15 protein-coding genes and 7 tRNA genes are annotated in these 17,782 nt (G+C 55.3%); 1 reads left to right on the plus strand and 21 read right to left on the minus strand.

Annotation, left to right across the window (positions count from 1 at the left end):
• Nucleotides 1-88: 88 nt before the first annotated feature.
• The 9 genes from SOM40_RS06085 to miaB form a co-directional block, all read right to left on the minus strand.
• Nucleotides 89-814, minus strand: a complete 726-nt coding sequence (locus SOM40_RS06085; protein WP_106992335.1) for an amino acid ABC transporter ATP-binding protein — start codon at nt 812-814, stop codon at nt 89-91.
• Nucleotides 814-1,488, minus strand: coding sequence for a glutamate/aspartate ABC transporter permease GltK (gene gltK, locus SOM40_RS06090; RefSeq protein ID WP_106992336.1), 675 nt, complete (start codon nt 1,486-1,488; stop codon nt 814-816). The genes SOM40_RS06085 and gltK overlap by 1 nt, the downstream gene beginning before the upstream one ends.
• Nucleotides 1,488-2,228, minus strand: coding sequence for a glutamate/aspartate ABC transporter permease GltJ (gene gltJ / locus SOM40_RS06095; RefSeq protein WP_032617037.1), 741 nt, complete (start codon nt 2,226-2,228; stop codon nt 1,488-1,490). Before gltJ ends, gltK begins: the two co-directional genes overlap by 1 nt.
• A 158-nt stretch (nt 2,229-2,386) precedes the next feature.
• Entirely contained in the window at nt 2,387-3,295 is a 909-nt protein-coding gene (locus tag SOM40_RS06100; RefSeq protein WP_166181861.1) for an amino acid ABC transporter substrate-binding protein, read from the minus strand.
• Nucleotides 3,296-3,706: 411 nt separating this feature from the next.
• Nucleotides 3,707-5,245 carry an apolipoprotein N-acyltransferase gene (lnt, locus tag SOM40_RS06105; protein WP_106992339.1) on the minus strand — a complete coding sequence of 513 codons (1,539 nt, stop codon included), beginning with the start codon at nt 5,243-5,245 and terminating at the stop codon, nt 3,707-3,709.
• Nucleotides 5,246-5,250: 5 nt separating this feature from the next.
• A complete protein-coding gene (gene corC, locus SOM40_RS06110) occupies nt 5,251-6,129 on the minus strand; it encodes a CNNM family magnesium/cobalt transport protein CorC (protein WP_106992340.1) in 879 nt (292 codons plus the stop codon).
• A 103-nt stretch (nt 6,130-6,232) separates the two neighbouring features.
• On the minus strand, nt 6,233-6,700 hold the full coding sequence (gene ybeY / locus SOM40_RS06115; RefSeq protein ID WP_106992341.1) for an rRNA maturation RNase YbeY: 468 nt from the start codon (nt 6,698-6,700) through the stop codon (nt 6,233-6,235).
• Nucleotides 6,697-7,743 carry a PhoH family protein gene (locus SOM40_RS06120; protein ID WP_103178684.1) on the minus strand — a complete coding sequence of 349 codons (1,047 nt, stop codon included), beginning with the start codon at nt 7,741-7,743 and terminating at the stop codon, nt 6,697-6,699. The genes ybeY and SOM40_RS06120 overlap by 4 nt, the downstream gene beginning before the upstream one ends.
• 151 nt (nt 7,744-7,894) lie before the next feature.
• The gene (gene miaB, locus SOM40_RS06125; protein WP_106992342.1) at nt 7,895-9,325 is read right to left on the minus strand and encodes a tRNA (N6-isopentenyl adenosine(37)-C2)-methylthiotransferase MiaB; all 1,431 of its coding nucleotides are present in this window, start codon (nt 9,323-9,325) and stop codon (nt 7,895-7,897) included.
• Between the two features lie 135 nt (nt 9,326-9,460).
• Here miaB and ubiF point away from each other — a divergent pair, with 135 nt between their 5' ends.
• Nucleotides 9,461-10,636, plus strand: coding sequence for a 3-demethoxyubiquinol 3-hydroxylase (gene ubiF, locus SOM40_RS06130; protein ID WP_320530753.1), 1,176 nt, complete (start codon nt 9,461-9,463; stop codon nt 10,634-10,636).
• 97 nt (nt 10,637-10,733) lie between these two features.
• On the opposite strand, the gene SOM40_RS06135 is transcribed toward ubiF, so the two are convergent.
• The 12 genes from SOM40_RS06135 to nagB all read right to left on the minus strand — a co-directional run bounded on the left by SOM40_RS06135 (nt 10,734) and on the right by nagB (nt 17,608).
• Nucleotides 10,734-10,808 (minus strand) — tRNA-Gln (locus tag SOM40_RS06135).
• 38 nt (nt 10,809-10,846) lie between these two features.
• Nucleotides 10,847-10,921 (minus strand) — tRNA-Gln (locus tag SOM40_RS06140).
• Between the two features lie 44 nt (nt 10,922-10,965).
• Nucleotides 10,966-11,042, minus strand: a tRNA-Met gene (locus SOM40_RS06145).
• A 17-nt stretch (nt 11,043-11,059) separates the two neighbouring features.
• A tRNA-Gln gene (locus SOM40_RS06150) sits at nt 11,060-11,134 on the minus strand.
• A gap of 33 nt (nt 11,135-11,167) precedes the next feature.
• Nucleotides 11,168-11,242, minus strand: a tRNA-Gln gene (locus tag SOM40_RS06155).
• A 23-nt stretch (nt 11,243-11,265) separates the two neighbouring features.
• A tRNA-Leu gene (locus SOM40_RS06160) sits at nt 11,266-11,350 on the minus strand.
• 8 nt (nt 11,351-11,358) lie between these two features.
• Nucleotides 11,359-11,435 (minus strand) — tRNA-Met (locus SOM40_RS06165).
• A gap of 226 nt (nt 11,436-11,661) precedes the next feature.
• The gene (gene asnB / locus SOM40_RS06170; RefSeq protein WP_106992344.1) at nt 11,662-13,326 is read right to left on the minus strand and encodes an asparagine synthase B; all 1,665 of its coding nucleotides are present in this window, start codon (nt 13,324-13,326) and stop codon (nt 11,662-11,664) included.
• A 250-nt stretch (nt 13,327-13,576) separates the two neighbouring features.
• On the minus strand, nt 13,577-14,329 hold the full coding sequence (locus tag SOM40_RS06175; RefSeq protein WP_262671798.1) for an HAD-IIA family hydrolase: 753 nt from the start codon (nt 14,327-14,329) through the stop codon (nt 13,577-13,579).
• A 44-nt stretch (nt 14,330-14,373) separates the two neighbouring features.
• On the minus strand, nt 14,374-15,594 hold the full coding sequence (gene nagC / locus SOM40_RS06180; protein ID WP_106992346.1) for a DNA-binding transcriptional regulator NagC: 1,221 nt from the start codon (nt 15,592-15,594) through the stop codon (nt 14,374-14,376).
• 8 nt (nt 15,595-15,602) lie between these two features.
• On the minus strand, nt 15,603-16,751 hold the full coding sequence (gene nagA / locus SOM40_RS06185; protein ID WP_320530752.1) for an N-acetylglucosamine-6-phosphate deacetylase: 1,149 nt from the start codon (nt 16,749-16,751) through the stop codon (nt 15,603-15,605).
• A 56-nt stretch (nt 16,752-16,807) separates the two neighbouring features.
• Nucleotides 16,808-17,608 (minus strand): glucosamine-6-phosphate deaminase, encoded by an 801-nt coding sequence (gene nagB, locus SOM40_RS06190; RefSeq protein ID WP_320530751.1) that lies wholly within the window; start codon nt 17,606-17,608, stop codon nt 16,808-16,810.
• Nucleotides 17,609-17,782: the final 174 nt, after the last annotated feature.

A 17,782-nucleotide genomic window follows, 5' to 3' on the forward strand; every position in this document is an offset into this window, starting at 1 on the left:
AGGCTAACGCTGAAGAGAGGAGCCGACGAGGCAAACAGATGAAAAGCGTGAAGCAGTGCGCAATCTGAGCGATTGCGCACCAGGGAGATTAATGCAGGATTTTGGCGAGGAAATCTTTGGCGCGATCGGACTGAGGGTTGGCAAAGAACTCTTCTTTGGCGGAGTCCTCCACGATTTTCCCTTCATCCATAAAGATCACGCGGTTCGCCACTTTACGGGCAAAGCCCATTTCGTGGGTCACCACCATCATGGTCATCCCTTCTTGCGCCAGCTGTACCATAACGTCCAGTACTTCGTTGATCATTTCCGGGTCGAGGGCGGAGGTTGGCTCATCAAACAGCATTGCCACCGGATCCATACACAGCGCGCGGGCAATCGCGACACGCTGCTGCTGGCCGCCGGAGAGCTGCGCCGGGAACTTATCGGCATGCGCCGTCAGACCCACGCGCTCCAGCAGTTTCAACGCTTTTTCACGCGCCTTCGCTTTATCGCGTTTGAGCACTTTTACCTGCGCCAGGGTCAGGTTTTCAATGATCGACAGATGCGGGAACAGTTCGAAATGCTGGAACACCATCCCGACGTTAGAACGCAGCGTCGCCAGGTTGGTTTTCTTGTCATTCACTTTGGTGCCGTTGACGATAATCTCGCCCTGCTGCACTGGCTCAAGGCCGTTCACGGTTTTGATAAGGGTGGATTTGCCCGAGCCGGACGGCCCGCACACCACCACCACTTCGCCCTTTTTCACTTCCGTGGAGCAGTCGGTCAGCACCTGAAAGTGCCCATACCATTTAGAAACATTTTTCAGGGAAATCATTACACTGTCCTTTTCTTCAGCCAGCTGACCAACAGCGACGCGCTTAAACTAATTGCAAAATAGACCGCACCTGCGAACAGGATCATCTCAACCTGAGTACCATCGCGCTCACCGATGGTGGAGGCGGTGCGGAAGAAGTCTGCCAGGCTCAACACATAAACCAGCGAAGTATCCTGGAACAGCACGATGCCCTGGGTCAGCAGCAGTGGAACCATGGCGCGGAACGCCTGCGGCAGAATGATGAGCTTCATCGACTGCCAGTGGGTCATGCCTAATGCCAGGGCGGCACTGGACTGCCCGCGGGAGATACTCTGGATCCCGGCGCGGATAATCTCTGAGTAGTACGCCGCCTCAAACATTGAGAAGGCCACCATCGCCGAGATCAGACGAATATCGGATTTCGGCGACAGGCCAAGCACGTTCTGCAGCAGGCCCGGTACGATCAGGTAGAACCACAGCAGCACCATCACCAGCGGGATGGAGCGAAACACGTTGACGTAGGCCGTGGCAAACCAGGCGACAGGCTTGAAGCTCGACAGGCGCATGACCGCCAGCAGAGTGCCCCAGACAATCCCGATAATCACCGCCGTCAGGGTGATCTTCAGGGTGATGATCAGGCCATCAATCAGGTAGGGCAGGGAAGGAACAATGGAACTCCAGTCAAACTCGTACATTATTTGCCCCCCAGGTTGCCCGGCAGGCGAACTTTACGTTCGACCAGGTTCATCACCAGCATAATCACTGCGTTAATCAGCACGTACGCCAGGGTAATGGCGGTAAAGGATTCCCACGCGTGCGCGGAGTAATCCAGCAATTTGCCCGCCTGCGCGGCCATATCCACCAGACCGATAGTGGAGGCGATGGCCGAGTTTTTCACCAGGTTCATCATCTCCGAGGTCATCGGCGGCACAATCACGCGATAGGCATTCGGCAGCAGAACGTAACGGTAGGCCTGCGGTAAGGTCAGACCCATCGCCAGCGCGGCGTTTTTCTGTCCACGGGGCAGAGACTGGATCGCCGCACGCACCTGCTCACATACGCGGGCAGCGGTGAACAGACCCAGGCAGAGCATGGAGGAGACAAAGAACTGAACGTTAGGATCCAGTTCAGATTTGAACCACATGCCGAGATCTTCCGGCAGCAGTTCCGGGATAACCAGATACCAGGTGAAGAACTGCACGATCAACGGAACGTTACGGAACAGTTCGACGTAGCAGGTTCCCAGCGAGGAGAGAAAACGGTTAGGCACGGTACGCAAAATACCGAACAGCGAGCCGACCAGGAAAGCGATGATCCAGGCGGTGATCGACAGGGCGACCGTAACCTGAAAACCGCTCCACAGCCAGCCAAGATAGGTGGTGTTGCCGAACGGGGCTTGCTGCAGAAAAATGCCCCAGTTCCAGTCGATTGACATAATAAACTCCAGAAAAAAAAGGGTAGCAGCGCTACCCTCGAAGATTGGTGAGAAGCTTTAATATTCGCGCTGAGTGGGGAACGACCACTCAACGTTTAGTCTGTCCGCGCTTCCCGACAATCGAGAGGGCAGGAGGTCCCGCCCCTTAATGGTTCTAATTAGTTAAGTGCTTTGTCATTTGGTTCTTTAAACAGTGCCTTCATGTCGTCGGACAGCTCAAAGTTCATGTTCAGATTTTTTGGTGGGATTGGGTTTTTAAACCACTTATCGAACCATTTCTCTGCGTCGCCGGAGGTCTGAACCTGAGCGATGGTGTCATCAACCAGTTTCTTAAATTCCGCGTCGTCTTTACGCATCATGCAGCCATAGGCCTCTTTGGATTGCGCGGTGCCGACGATTTCCCAGTTGTCCGGTTTCTTCGCTTTCGCGCGCTCACCAGCCAGCAGGGCATCATCCATCATAAACGCGACGGCGCGACCGCTCTCCAGGGTACGGAAAGAGTCACCGTGGTCTTTAGCGCTGATGATGCGCATGTCCATTTTCTTCTCTTCGTTCAACTTGTGCAGCAGCACTTCAGAGGTGGTGCCGGAGGTGACGACCACCGCTTTGCCTTTCAGGTTGTCGAAGTCTTTGATCTCGCCGCCTTTTTTGGTCAACAGACGGGTACCGACCACGAAGATGGTATCGGAGAAGGCTGCCTGTTTCTGACGCTCAAGGTTGTTGGTGGTGGAGCCACACTCAAAATCAAAGGTGCCGTTTTGCAGCAGCGGAATACGGTTTTGTGACGTGATTGGGATCAGCTTCACTTCCAGATCCGGTTTGTTCAGCTTTTTCTTCACCGCGTCAACGATGGCATTGGAGTAAGCCTGAGAGTAACCCACGACTTTTTGCGTGTTGTCGTAGTATGAGAACGGAACAGAGGATTCACGGTGGCCGACCACAATCACGCCGTTTTTAGCGATTTTTTCGAGGGTGCCGCCCGCCGCCGGCGCAGCGTCTTCGGCGTGAACGACGCCTGCAGACAATCCCATCACCAGCATTGCTGTGGCCAGTTTACGTAATTGCATATCCAACTCCTTTTTTATCAGCGACAGGGGCGCATTGATATTCGGTGTGATGTTGTTATAGCTCGCGCGATACGAGTGCAGTGTTATACGTGTTTGTTAACATTTAGTTTGGCTTAATGTAAAGATTTTGCTGCGTTATTGTTTATTTTTGCGAAGCGCGCCGCACCATTCAGAGGCATAAATCCCCCGTTGCACCGTTTCGGTGCTACCGGTGAACAATGCTGGTGCGACAAGGTTGCACGTTAAGCCAAATCGCGTTTGCGTGAATAAATAAAGCAATCGGCGTGCCAGAATTGACCCTCACCCCGACCCTCTCCCTGAAAGGGAGAGGGAAAAAGGCCAGGATGCGGCAAATATGCGAGGACTATTCCCTCTCCCCTGTGGGGAGAGGGTTAGGGTGAGGGGTGAGAATTACTTACGACGCTGACGAAGGCTCATCAGCACGGCACCAAAGCCAAAGAGCACGGTCAGGATCCACAGCGGCCAGTTGCCGGTGCGAGCGTAAGGCGTTAACCCTGTCGTCGGCGTGACCTTTGCCGTCAGCACGTCGCGGGTAAACTGCGGGAGCATGGCCTGAATTTCGCCCTGCGGCCCAATCACCGCGGTAATGCCATTGTTGGTGCTGCGCAGCAGCGGGCGCGCCAGCTCCAGGGAGCGCATCCGCGCCATCTGGAAGTGCTGCCATGGGCCAATCGATTTACCGAACCAGGCATCGTTAGAGATGGTCAGCAGATAATCGGTATCCGGGCGGAAATTATCCCGCACCTGCTCACCGAGGATAATCTCGTAGCAAATGGCGGCGGTCAGCAAAAAGCCGTGCGCGCTCAGCTGAGGCTGAACATACGGACCCCGGCTAAACGAGGACATCGGCAGATCGAAGAATGGCGCCAGCGGACGTAGAATCGACTCCAGCGGCACAAACTCACCGAAAGGCACCAGGTGATTTTTGTTGTAGCGGTTGGTCGACTCATAGCTGTACGGATTGTCTTTCCCCAGCGTGATGATGGTGTTGTAGGTGTCGTAACGGTTCTGCTTGTTCAGACGCGCATCGACAATCCCGGTGATCAGGGTGGTGTCACGGGCGCGCAGCAGATCGTCCATCATGGCGAGGAAACGCTGCTGGTTAATCTCCAGATCCGGGATCGCCGACTCCGGCCAGATAATCAGCTGCGACTTGCCCATCTCTTTCTGGGTCGCATCCAGATAAATTTTCAGGGTGTTGACCAGCTGACCTTCATCCCATTTCAGTGACTGGGGAATATTCCCCTGCACCATCGACACCTGGGTGGCGCGTTGCGGCTCGAGGGTAAACCACTGGATAAAACGCAGCGGGAAGGGCAGGGCAAAGAGGATCAGCGCCGCCGCCAGCGGACGCCAGTTGCGCTGTACCAGCGCCAGTACCAGCAGGCCGCTCACTACCATCAGCAGGAAGTTGATCGCCTCGACGCCCATCACCGGCGCCAGACCTTTCAGCGGGCCGTCGATCTGGCTGTAGCCGAACTGCAGCCAGGGAAAACCGGTCAGCACCCAGCCGCGCAGGAATTCGCTGCACTGCCAGACCACCGGGGCGGCAATCGCCACCCGCAGCCAGCTGGTTTTCGGCCACAGGCGCGAGAGGACCCCGGCGAAGAGGCCGGTATACAGCGAAAGATAGGCTGCCAGCAGCACCACGAGGAAGACATTCACCGGACCCGGCATGCCGCCAAATTGCGCAATACTGACGTAAACCCAGTTAATACCGGAGCCAAACAGGCCGAGACCCCAGACGTAACCAATCGCCGCGGCCTGTACGGGCCGTCGGTTCAGCGTCAGCCCCTGCAGTCCCATCAGGGAGAGGAGCGCGGCGGGCCAGAAGTCATAAGGGGAAAAAGCCAGCGTTCCGCTGGCTCCGAGGATTAGCGCCAGCAGCAGACGTACGCGCTGGCGTTCAAACAGTGGGGCAAATGCCATTTAAATCAATCATCCAGTGTGGGTTGCGGAGCATCGTCCGGCATTCTTACATGAACCTGAATAATACGTCGACTGTCGGCCATTGCGACCTTGAACTGGTAACCGTCTATTTCCACGGTCTCACCGCGCGCCGGAAGGTGACCAAAGGCCTGCATCACCAGCCCGCCAATGGTATCCACCTCTTCATCGCTGAAGTGTGTCCCGAAGGTGTCATTGAAATCTTCGATCGGAGCCAGCGCACGCACGGTCCAGGTGTGGCGGCTCAGCTGACGGAAGTCGATATCCTCTTCTTCGTCATATTCGTCTTCGATTTCACCAACAATCAGTTCAAGAATATCTTCGATGGTGACCAGACCCGAAACACCGCCAAATTCATCGATAACAATCGCCATGTGGTAGCGCTGAGAGCGAAACTCTTTCAGCATGCGGTCAACCCGCTTGCTTTCCGGGACAACCACCGCCTGACGTAGCACTTTTTCCATGCTGAAGGCTTCGGAATCGCTGCGCATAAACGGCAGTAGATCTTTAGCCATCAAAATCCCTTCGATGTGATCTTTATCTTCGCTGATCACCGGGAAACGCGAGTGAGCAGACTCGATGATAACGTCGAGGCACTCATCTAAGGTCTGGTTGCGTTTCAGGGTAATCATCTGCGAGCGGGGGATCATGATATCGCGAACGCGCTGGTCGGCGATGTCCATAACCCCTTCGAGCATTTCGCGCGTATCTTCGTCGATAAGCTCGTTCTGCCCGGAATCACGGATCAGCTCCAGAAGATCGTCACGGTTTTTAGGTTCACCGTGGAACAGCTGGCTCAGAAGGAGGGAGAAAAATCCCTTTTTGCTGTTAGGTGTGTCGCTACTGTGTGAATTGTCGTCGCTCATGGCGTTTGTTAAGGGTTCTCATGTTGATTTAAAACTGCCGTCGCGGACCTTTGTCTGACACGACGGCACATTATGTCAGTCCGGCGCAAAACCGCCGAACAGACTACTCTTTCTCGGCAATGTACGGATCCTCATAGCCCAGAGCAAGCATTATCTCTGTCTCGAGGGACTCCATCTCTTCCGCTTCTTCATCTTCAATATGGTCGTAGCCCAACAGATGCAGGCTCCCGTGCACCACCATATGCGCCCAGTGGGCTTCGAGCGGCTTTTGCTGCTCCTTAGCCTCCTGCTCAACCACCTGCCGGCAGATGATCAGATCACCCAGCAGCGGCAGTTCGATGCCCGGCGGCGCCTCAAACGGGAAAGAGAGCACGTTGGTCGGCTTATCTTTCCCGCGATAGGTCAGGTTCAGGTCGTGGCTTTCTGCTTCATCCACCAGGCGAATCGTTACCTCTGACTCTTCCTGAAACTGAGGGATGACGGCATTCAGCCACGCCTGGAACTGGCTCTCTTCCGGCAGGCCGGAATTGTCTTCACAGGCCAGCTGTAAATCGAGGATCACCTGACTCATTTCTGCTCTTGCTCCTGGGCTTCGCGTTTGCGTTCCGCGGCCTGCTCTGCTTTACGTTTTTGATCTGCTGCTTCCCACGCTTCATATGCCGTGACGATGCGGGCCACCACCGGGTGACGCACTACGTCTTCGCTGTGGAAGAAGTTAAAGCTGATTTCGTCCACTTCGGACAGGACTTCAATGGCGTGACGCAGACCCGATTTGGTGCTGCGCGGCAGGTCGACCTGGGTGATATCGCCGGTGATCACCGCTTTGGAGTTAAAGCCAATACGGGTCAGGAACATCTTCATCTGTTCGATGGTGGTGTTCTGGCTCTCATCCAGAATGATAAACGCATCGTTCAACGTACGGCCACGCATATAGGCCAGCGGAGCCACTTCGATAACGTTACGTTCGATCAGTTTTTCAACCTTCTCAAAGCCGAGCATCTCAAACAGCGCATCGTACAGCGGGCGCAGGTATGGGTCGACTTTCTGGCTCAGGTCGCCAGGCAGGAAGCCCAGCTTCTCGCCCGCTTCAACCGCCGGACGGGTGAGCAGAATACGGCGGATCTCCTGGCGTTCCAGGGCATCCACGGCAGCAGCCACCGCGAGGTAGGTTTTACCCGTCCCCGCCGGACCGACGCCGAAGGTGATGTCATGATCAAGGATGTTGGCGATGTACTGCGCCTGGTTTGGCGTGCGTGGTTTAATGACGCCACGCTTGGTCTGAATGTGGATAGCTTTGCCGAACTCCGGCACGCTCTCTGCGCTCTGCTCCAGTACCCGCGACTCTTTGATCGCCAGATGGATCTGTTCCGGCTCAATATCCTGCGTTTCACCGCGCATCGGGGCGGTATCAACGTACAGGCTACGGAGGATATCCGCAGCGGCATTGACGCAAATGGCGCGTCCGGTGAGTTTGAACTGGTTATCGCGACGATTAATCTCGATACCCAGACGTCGCTCCAGATGTTTGATGTTGTCATCAAACGGCCCGCACAGGCTCAGCAGGCGAGCGTTGTCTGCTGGCTCAAGGGTAATTTCACGTGTATCTATATTCAAACCGTTCCTCTTAATGTCCTGGATGCCATAAGGCAGTGGGTCTGTCTTATGAAAGTATTCACGCCAGAGAATAAAGGCGCAAGCATTGCGAAGGATATGGGGGAGAGAAGAGGGGAAAACAAGGCCTGCCAGAAATGGCAGGCCACAGGCATTATGGCTGATAAACGCCGACGCCCAGATCGCTTTCTTTACGGGTGCGGGCGATCACTGATTCGGGTGACTCGGCGATACGCAGACCCATTTCCTCTTCGGTGCGCACCAGTTTTCCGCGCAGGGAGTTGGTCAGCACTTCAAGGATCTCGATATCAACGAACTTACCGACCAGATCCGGCGTTCCTTCAAAGTTCACCACGCGGTTGTTCTCGGTACGGCCAGAGAGCTGCATGATGCTCTTACGTGAAGTGCCTTCGACCAGTACGCGCTGCACGGTGCCGAGCATCCGACGGCTCCAGGCGTTGGCCTGCTGGTTAATGCGATCCTGCAGAATATACAGACGCTGCTTTTTCACCTCATCCGGTACGTCATCAACCATATCGGCGGCAGGCGTTCCCGGACGGGCCGAGAAGATGAAGCTGTAGCTCACGTCGAAATTCACATCGCCAATCACCTTCATGGTGCGCTCGAAATCCTCGTCCGTTTCACCCGGGAAGCCGACGATAAAGTCTGAGCTAATCTGAATATCCGGGCGGGCGTCACGCAGCTTGCGGATAATCGCTTTATATTCCAGCGCGGTGTGGGTGCGGCCCATCAGGTTCAGCACGCGGTCAGAACCACACTGGATCGGCAGATGCAGGAAGCTCACCAGCTCCGGTGTATCGCGGTAGACATCGATGATGTCATCGGTGAATTCAATCGGGTGGCTGGTGGTGAAGCGAATACGGTCGATGCCGTCGATGGCGGCCACCAGACGCAGCAGGTCGGCAAAAGAGCCGGTGCTGCCGTCGTAGTTCTCGCCGCGCCAGGCGTTCACATTCTGTCCGAGCAGGTTCACTTCACGTACGCCCTGCGCCGCCAGCTGAGCAATCTCGAACAGGATGTCGTCGCAAGGACGGCTGACTTCCTCACCGCGGGTGTAAGGCACCACGCAGTAGGTACAGTATTTGTTGCAGCCTTCCATGATGGAGACGAAGGCGGTCGGGCCATCCGCGCGCGGTTCTGGCAGACGGTCAAATTTTTCGATTTCCGGGAAGCTGACGTCGATGATCGCCTTGCGCTGTCCGGTCCCGCGTACGGCGTTGATCATCTCCGGCAGGCGGTGCAGGGTCTGCGGACCAAAAATAATATCGACATAGTGCGCGCGCTGACGAATCAGCTTGCCTTCCTGGGAGGCGACACAGCCGCCGACGCCGATGATAACGTCCGGTCGTTTTTGCTTGATCAGCTTCCAGCGACCGAGCTGGTGAAAGACTTTCTCCTGCGCCTTCTCACGGATCGAGCAGGTGTTCAGCAGCAACACGTCTGCCTCTTCCGCCACGTCGGTGAGTTGATACCCATGGGTGGCATCCAGCAGATCGGCCATCTTTGATGAATCGTACTCGTTCATCTGACAGCCCCAGGTTTTTATATGGAGTTTTTTTGTCATCGACTTGCTCGTGCTCAGGATTGCAGGGCGCGTATTGTAATGCTTTGGTGCGGTTGTGACCAGTATGAAGGTTCCCGGACCCAAGGCGAAAAAATCCGGTAAACTTAAGGGATTCTCAAATAAGGACAAATGACCATGACTATCCAACAAACCGGGATCGCCATCGTCGGCGGCGGTATGGTCGGCGGGGCGCTGGCGCTGGGGCTGGTGCAACACGGGTTCGAGGTAACGGTTATCGAACAGGCGGCACCGCCTGCTTTTGACGCCTCTCAGCAACCGGATGTACGCATCTCCGCCATCAGCGCCGCCTCGGTCGATCTGCTTCGCGGGCTGGGCGTGTGGGATGCCATCCTGGCGATGCGCGCGCACCCTTATCGCCGCCTGGAGACCTGGGAGTGGGAAAATGCCCATGTGGTGTTTGACGCCGCGGAGCTTAAACTCCCCCTGCTGGGGTATATGGTGGAAAATACGGTTCTGCAGCACGCGCTCTGGCAGGCGCTGGAGGCGCATCCCCAGGTCACGCTGCGCGTCCCCGCGTCGATCAAACATGTGCACCGCCATAACGAGCAGCACCTGATCGAACTGGATAGCGGTGAGCAGCTGGCGGTGAAACTGCTGGTGGGCGCAGACGGGGCCAATTCCCGGGTACGGGAGCTGGCCGGGATCGGCATTCACGCCTGGCAGTATCAACAATCCTGCATGCTGATCACCATTGCCTGTGAGAACGATCCGGGCGACAGCACCTGGCAGCATTTTACCCCGAATGGCCCGCACGCCTTTTTACCGCTGTTCGACAACTGGGCGTCACTGGTGTGGTACGACACCCCGGCGCGCATTCGCCAGTTGCAGGGGCTGTCGATGGAGCAGTTGCAGCGCGAAATCGCCCACCATTTCCCGGCGCGTCTTGGGGCTGTCAAGCCGGTCGCTGCCGGGGCCTTCCCGCTGACGCGCCGTCATGCGCTGCAGTATGCGCAGGAAGGGTTGGCGCTGGTGGGTGACGCGGCGCACACTATTCATCCGCTGGCAGGGCAGGGCGTTAATCTTGGTTATCGCGATGTCGACGCGTTGATAGATGTCCTCAACAATGCCCGTAACCACGGCGAAGCCTGGGCCAGCCATCAGGTGCTTAAGCGGTATCAGACCCGACGGATGGCGGACAACTTCATTATGCAGTCGGGGATGGATCTGTTTTACGCCGGGTTCAGCAACGATCTGGGGCCGCTACGCGTCCTGCGTAATGTGGGATTAATGGCGGCGCAGCGCGCCGGCGGGCTGAAACGTCAGGCGCTGAAGTACGCCTTAGGGCTCTAAAGGTCTTCCAGGCCGGGTAAGGCGAAGCCGCCACCCGGCATTTACATTCTGGAAACGCAGAAAAGCAAAAAGCTCGCCGAAGCGAGCTTTTTTAGTGTGGCTGGGGTGCAGGGATTCGAACCCCGGAATGCTGGTATCAGAAACCAGTGCCTTACCGCTTGGCGACACCCCAATTGCGTTAAACAATAAACATCTAACGACTTTTTAAATTGGCTGGGGTACGAGGATTCGAACCTCGGAATGCTGGTATCAGAAACCAGAGCCTTACCGCTTGGCGATACCCCAACAATTTTTTTTAGTTTACCGACAGAATCGATAACTTACTAATATGGTGGCTACGACGGGATTCGAACCTGTGACCCCATCATTATGAGTGATGTGCTCTAACCAACTGAGCTACGTAGCCAGTACTGCTTTCTTCGATGGCTGGGGTACCTGGATTCGAACCAGGGAATGCCGGTATCAAAAACCGGTGCCTTACCGCTTGGCGATACCCCAATAACCGCGGAGAACCGCAAAATCGAAGAAATATGGCTGGGGTACCTGGATTCGAACCAGGGAATGCCGGTATCAAAAACCGGTGCCTTACCGCTTGGCGATACCCCATCCGTGCAACGCTTTTATGGGAATGGTGCGGGAGGCGAGACTTGAACTCGCACACCTTGCGGCGCCAGAACCTAAATCTGGTGCGTCTACCAATTTCGCCACTCCCGCAAAAAAGATGGTGGCTACGACGGGATTCGAACCTGTGACCCCATCATTATGAGTGATGTGCTCTAACCAACTGAGCTACGTAGCCATCTTTTTTTCGCGTTACCTTATCGGCGTTGCGGGGCGCATTATGCGTATAGACCCTTGCAGCGTCAACACCTTTTTCAACGAAAATGTCTGGAATGTGACTGTTTGGTTAGGTTGCGAACAGCGTGGCCGAATATTCGGCAATTATTGGTTATTAATCGTTTTTGTCCAGCAAAACGCGAGGCAAAAAAAGAGGCCCCGCAGGGCCTCATGGAAACGCTTTTTGCTTATTTATAAGCAGACTGGTGCACACCCACGGCACGACCTGATGGATCGTTCATGGTTTTGAACGCTTCATCCCACTCAATGGCTTTTGCAGAGGAGCAGGCAACGGAAGGGCCGCCCGGAACACACTCTGCTGCGCTTGGCAGCGGGAACAGCTCTTCGAAGATCTCACGGTACAGATAGGCTTCTTTCGAACCCGGCGTGTTGTACGGGAAGCGGAAACTGGCGGTTTCCAGTTGTTGATCGGAAACTTGCTTCGCGGCCACCTCTTTCAGGGTGTCGATCCAGCTATAACCTACACCGTCAGAGAACTGCTCTTTTTGACGCCATGCCACGCTTGCCGGCAGGTAAGATTCAAAGCATTCACGCAGGACATGTTTTTCCATCTTGCCGTTGCCGCACATCTTATCCTGCGGGTTGATACGCATGGCCACGTCGAGGAATTTCTTATCCAGGAACGGTACGCGCGCTTCCACGCCCCAGGCGGACATCGCTTTATTGGCACGGGCGCAGTCAAACATGTGCAGCGCCTGCAGCTTACGTACCGTCTCTTCGTGCAGCTCTTTGGCGTTCGGCGCTTTGTGGAAGTAGAGATAGCCGCCAAATACTTCGTCAGAGCCTTCACCGGACAGCACCATCTTGATGCCCATCGCTTTGATTTTACGCGACATCAGGTACATCGGGGTGGAGGCGCGGATGGTCGTCACGTCATAAGTTTCAATGTGATAGATCACGTCACGGATCGCATCCAACCCTTCCTGCACCGTAAAGTGGATCTCATGGTGCACGGTGCCGAGGTGGTTGGCCACTTCCTGCGCGGCTTTCAGATCCGGAGATCCTTCCAGACCGACAGCGAAGGAGTGCAGCTGTGGCCACCAGGCTTCGGAGCGCTCCTGATCTTCCACGCGACGCGCCGCGTATTTTTTGGTGATCGCCGAGATAACAGACGAATCCAGACCGCCGGAGAGCAGCACGCCATAAGGCACGTCTGACATCAGGTGGCTTTTTACCGCCTCTTCCAGGGCCTGAGTCAGCTCAGCCTTGTCGGTAACGTTGTCTTTAACGGCATCGTAATCGAACCAGTCGCGTTGATAGTAAGAGCGGATTTCGCCATCTTTGCTCCACAGGAAGCTGCCTGCCGGGAACTCTTTAATGGTGCGGCATACCGGCACCAGGGCTTTCATCTCTGAGGCCACATAGAAGTTGCCGAATTCGTCGTGACCCATATACAGCGGGATGATCCCGATGTGGTCGCGGCCAATCAGATAAGCATCTTTCTCGCTGTCGTAGAGAGCGAAGGCAAACATCCCCTGCAGTTCATCAAGGAATTCCGGGCCTTTTTCCTGGTACAGGGCGAGGATCACTTCACAGTCAGAACCAGTCTGGAAGGCATAGCGGTCGCCATATTCTGCGCGCAGCGCCTGGTGGTTGTAGATCTCACCGTTGACCGCCAGGGCATGGGTTTTCTTCTCGTTATACAGCGGCTGGGCACCGGCGTTGACGTCCACAATCGACAGACGCTCATGGGCCAGAATCGCTTTATCGCTGGCGTATACACCGGACCAGTCCGGGCCGCGATGGCGCATCAGACGGGATAACTCCAGTGCTTTTTTACGCAGTTCGCCTGCGTCAGTTTTAATATCCAGTACGCCGAAAATTGAACACATAACCTTCTCCATTAACCCTGTTGCAGTGTGATGTTGCTTGCTTATGAAAATGCCGCAAAAGGGGAGGAGCGGCAAGCGTTTTGCCGGGTAAAAGAGAAAAAGTGCAACGGTCATTGCCGAATGTTGAAAAAAGCGTACAGGCAGGGCTCATTTATTGAGGATTATTCAATGAATGACGATTTTGTTTAGACGCGGCGCTGTTTTTGCCGCTACAAAATGAAAAAACCACGTCCGGGGACGTGGTTTCAGACTATAGAATATCGATTTCCGCGACCGAGGGGTAAATCCAGCTCGGCCGGAACGGCATCGAATCAATATCATCGAGGGTCGATACCCCCGACAGCACCAGAATGGTCTCCAGCCCTGCCTGGAAGCCAGCCAGAATATCGGTGCGCAGGTTGTCGCCCACGATCACCGTATCTTCCGAGTGGGCCTGCATTTTGTTGAGCGCCGCACGAATGATCCACGGGCTGGGCTTACCGACATAAAACGGCATGCGGCCGGTCATCTTCTCGATACCGGCACAGAGCGCGCCACAGGCCGGATAAAAACCGCGGCCGTGGGTATCCGGGTTGGTGGCGATAAAGCGGGCGCCGCTGGCGACGAAGAACGCTGCCTTGTGCATCATCTCCCAGTTATAGGAGCGCGTTTCACCCACGATGACGAAATCGGGATTGACGTCGGTGATGGTGAAGCCTGCTTTATATAACTCATGGATCAGCGCGCCTTCGCCCACCACATAAGCTTTTTTGCCTTCCTGACGCTTCAGAAAATCGGCGGTAGCCATTGCCGAGGTGTAGAAGACGCTGTCGGGCACATCGATACCGGCAGTCGCAAAACGGTTCGCCAGATCCTGCCCGGTCTGCGACGGGAAGTTGGTGAGCAGAACCAGCGGCATGCCTTGTTCCATGATGCGGTTAAGAAATTCGGCTGCGCCCGGCACGGCAACGTTGTCGTGCATCAGCACGCCGTCGATATCACAAATAACATTCTTAATGGTCATGAACTTCCCGGCATCAAAAAAGAAGGCGACACTATAAAACGCTGTCAGCTTTCCAGCAAACGCTGCAACAGGATACCGTTAAGCATGGCGCGTTTTACCAGCGCAAAGGCACCAATCGCCGACCGGTCATTTAACGCGGAGCGAACCACGGGCAGATTCTGACGAAACGCCTTCAGCGCCTGGGTATTGATGCACCCCTCGATGGCGGGCAGCAGCACTTTTTCGGCTTCGGTAATTTCGCCCGCGATCACCACTTTTTGTGGGTTAAACAGGTTGATGGCGATGGCGATAGTTTTGCCTAGGTGGCGGCCAACCTGTTCGATCACTTCGCTGGCCAGCGCGTCGCCTTTGTTGGCGGCTTTACAGATGGCATTGATTTTACAGTCATCAAGGGTAACGCGGCTCTGGTATCCCTGCTCCAGCAGATGACGCACACGCTGCTCGATGGCGGCGTTGGCGGCCACCGTTTCCAGACAGCCAAAGTTGCCGCAGTGACAGCGCTCGCCCAGCGGATCGACCTGAATGTGGCCTATCTCGCCGACGTTGCCGTTCCGCCCAATAAAAATGCGTCCGTTGGAGATGATCCCGGCCCCTGTACCGCGGTGAACGCGCACCAGGATAGAGTCTTCACAGTCCTGGCTCGCACCAAAGTAGTGCTCAGCCAGCGCCAGGCTACGGATATCGTGACCCACAAAACAAGTTACGGCGAAGCGTTTTTCGAGAGCGTCGATCAGCCCCCAGTTTTCGACCTGAATATGCGGCATATAGCGGATCACACCGCTTTCCGGGTCCACAAGGCCGGGCAGGATCACCGAGATGGCGATCAGCTCGCGAATTTTGCGCTGGCAGGAGTCGATAAATAGCTCAATGGCGTTGAGCAGGGCGTGCTCAAGGGTCTCCTGGGTGCGTTCCGGCAGGGCATAGTGCTCTTCAGCAACCGCTTTGCTGCTCAGATCGTACAGCGTCAGGGTGGCATCATGACGGCCAAGGCGCACGCCGATGGCGTGAAAATTGCGGGTTTCGGTGACAATCGAGATAGCGCGACGGCCCCCGGTGGAGGCCTGCTGATCCACTTCTTTGATCAGCCCGCGCTCAATGAGCTGGCGGGTAATTTTCGTCACGCTGGCGGGGGCAAGCTGGCTCTGTTCTGCAATCTGGATCCGCGAGATGGGTCCATGCTGGTCGATCAGTCGATATACCGCCGCACTGTTCAGCTGCTTTACCAGATCAACGTTACCAATTTGAGCTTGTCCGCCAGGTGTCATACGTTTACTTACTCTGTGACGACCTCGTTACCATTAACGATGGTCTTGATGATTTTATAATCGTGTGTGAATGCGGTGAGGTTAGCCACCATGCCCGGGGCAATGCTGCCCAGCTGCTTGTCCACGCCAATCGCGCGTGCCGGGTAAAGGGTTGCCATACGCAGCACTTCATCCAGGGCAATGCTGCAATGTTCCACCAGATTGCGCACGCCTTCGATCATGGTCAGAGCCGAACCACTTAAGGTACCGTTCTCATCCACACACAGTCCATTCCGGTAGTATATTGTTTTACCAGCAAAAATGAACTGTTCAATATTTGCCCCCGCTGGCGCTGTGGCATCGGTAACCAGACACAACTTGTCGCCTTTCAGGCGTTTGGCGTTACGCACGTTGGCATAGTCGACATGTAACCCGTCGGCAATGATGCCGCAGTAGACGTCCGGCTCATCGAAGATAGCCCCGGCCAGACCCGGTTCGCGCCCGGTGATGTACGGCATGGCGTTATAAAGATGGGTGGCGAAAGTGATACCGGCACGGAAGCCAACTTTAGCCTCTTTCAGCGTGGCGTTGGAGTGTCCGGCAGAGACAACAATGCCTGCGCCCGCCAGCTTGCGAATGACGTCCGGGTCAACCATCTCTGGCGCCAGGGTCACTTTGGTGATCACATCCGCGTTGGCACACATGAAATCGACCAGCTCGTCTTCAGGTTTACGCACAAAGCTCGGGTTATGGGTGCCTTTCTTGACGATATTCAGCCACGGACCTTCAAGGTGCAGGCCCAGCGCCTGGTGCGGATATTTCGCCAGGTATTCACGCATTACGCGAATGCCCTGTTTCATCAGATCGTCGCTGGTGGTGATCAGCGTCGGCAGATAGCTGGTGCAGCCCGATCTTTCGTTAGCGCGCTGCATAATCTCCAGCGTTTCAACCGTAACGGCTTCCGCTGTATCATTGAACTGCACGCCGCCACAGCCGTTAAGCTGTACGTCGATAAAACCGGGGGAGATGACTGCCCCATTGAGCGAGCGTTGTTCTATTTCCGCCGGCAGCTCGGCCAGGGGGCAGACACGTTCAATCAGGCCATTTGCGATTACAATCGCATGGTCATCCAGAATTTCATGGCCGGTATAAATCCGACCGTGGGTTAAAGCATACATAACGACCCCCGGTATAAAAATAGCATCCCGCCCCTGATAACAGAGGCGGCGTAACATTACAGACCTTTGATGTTTTCTGCTTCTAATTCGTTGAAGTATTTCAGCGTCTTCACTTTCAGTTCCATGGTGGACGGCTCATCGCACACCACCACCGCTTTCGGATGCAGCTGCAGGCAGCTGATGGTCCACATATGGTTGACGTTGCCTTCAACCGCGGCCTGCAGCGCCTGCGCTTTCACGCCGCCCAGCACCAGAATCATCACTTCTTCCGCATCCAGCAGGGTACCCACGCCAACGGTCAGGGCGTATTTTGGCACCTGGTTCACGTCGCCATCAAAGAAACGGGAGTTTGCCACACGGGTGTCATGGGTCAGGGTTTTGATACGGGTACGGGACGCCAGAGAAGAGGCCGGTTCGTTAAACGCGATATGACCGTCGTTGCCTACGCCACCCATGAACAGATGAATTTTGCCGTACGCGCGGATTTTTTCTTCATAATGACGGCATTCAGCGTCAATATCCGGCGCATTGCCATCCAGCAGGTTAATATTTTCCGGCTGAATATCAATGTGATCAAAGAAGTTACGGTGCATGAAGCTATGGTAGCTTTCCGGATGATCTTTTGGCAGACCAACGTACTCATCCATGTTGAAGGTGACAACATGCTCGAAACTTACCTGGCCCGATTTATGCATCTCAACCAATGCTTTATAGGCGGTAAGAGGGGTGCCACCGGTCGGCAGGCCGAGTACAAAAGGACGATCGGCAGTCGGTTTGAACGCATTGATACGGTTTACGATATGGCGGGCAGCCCATTTACCGACTTGTTCTGCAGTTGCCAGGGGGATCAGTCTCATTATTCACCTCTGAAGTTTTCATAAAAGTTGGCGGATTGCTTGTCCGGGCATGATTAAGACTAACCTGGTTCACACCGAGAGGGCGCAATTCGTCTTGATTTTTCGTATCATAAAATAAGTTTTGGCAGTTTGCCAGTAGAGGGGAGGGTGATAAACAATATTTGGTGACAAAAC

Origin of the sequence: Leclercia sp. CFBP8987 (assembly GCF_034044995.2) — a bacterium.
In the GTDB taxonomy this organism is placed as follows: domain Bacteria; phylum Pseudomonadota; class Gammaproteobacteria; order Enterobacterales; family Enterobacteriaceae; genus Enterobacter; species Enterobacter tamurae.

Excerpts from the sequence above, each read along its gene's own strand:
- SOM40_RS06085 (WP_106992335.1), bottom strand. The coding sequence starts at position 814 with ATGATTTCCCTGAAAAATGTTTCTAAATGGTATGGGCACTTTCAGGTG.
- gltK (WP_106992336.1), bottom strand. The coding sequence starts at position 1,488 with ATGTACGAGTTTGACTGGAGTTCCATTGTTCCTTCCCTGCCCTACCTG.
- gltJ (WP_032617037.1), bottom strand. The coding sequence starts at position 2,228 with ATGTCAATCGACTGGAACTGGGGCATTTTTCTGCAGCAAGCCCCGTTC.
- SOM40_RS06100 (WP_166181861.1), bottom strand. The coding sequence starts at position 3,295 with ATGCAATTACGTAAACTGGCCACAGCAATGCTGGTGATGGGATTGTCT.
- lnt (WP_106992339.1), bottom strand. The coding sequence starts at position 5,245 with ATGGCATTTGCCCCACTGTTTGAACGCCAGCGCGTACGTCTGCTGCTG.
- corC (WP_106992340.1), bottom strand. The coding sequence starts at position 6,129 with ATGAGCGACGACAATTCACACAGTAGCGACACACCTAACAGCAAAAAG.
- ybeY (WP_106992341.1), bottom strand. The coding sequence starts at position 6,700 with ATGAGTCAGGTGATCCTCGATTTACAGCTGGCCTGTGAAGACAATTCC.
- miaB (WP_106992342.1), bottom strand. The coding sequence starts at position 9,325 with ATGACAAAAAAACTCCATATAAAAACCTGGGGCTGTCAGATGAACGAG.
- ubiF (WP_320530753.1), top strand. The coding sequence starts at position 9,461 with ATGACTATCCAACAAACCGGGATCGCCATCGTCGGCGGCGGTATGGTC.
- asnB (WP_106992344.1), bottom strand. The coding sequence starts at position 13,326 with ATGTGTTCAATTTTCGGCGTACTGGATATTAAAACTGACGCAGGCGAA.
- SOM40_RS06175 (WP_262671798.1), bottom strand. The coding sequence starts at position 14,329 with ATGACCATTAAGAATGTTATTTGTGATATCGACGGCGTGCTGATGCAC.
- nagC (WP_106992346.1), bottom strand. The coding sequence starts at position 15,594 with ATGACACCTGGCGGACAAGCTCAAATTGGTAACGTTGATCTGGTAAAG.
- nagA (WP_320530752.1), bottom strand. The coding sequence starts at position 16,751 with ATGTATGCTTTAACCCACGGTCGGATTTATACCGGCCATGAAATTCTG.
- nagB (WP_320530751.1), bottom strand. The coding sequence starts at position 17,608 with ATGAGACTGATCCCCCTGGCAACTGCAGAACAAGTCGGTAAATGGGCT.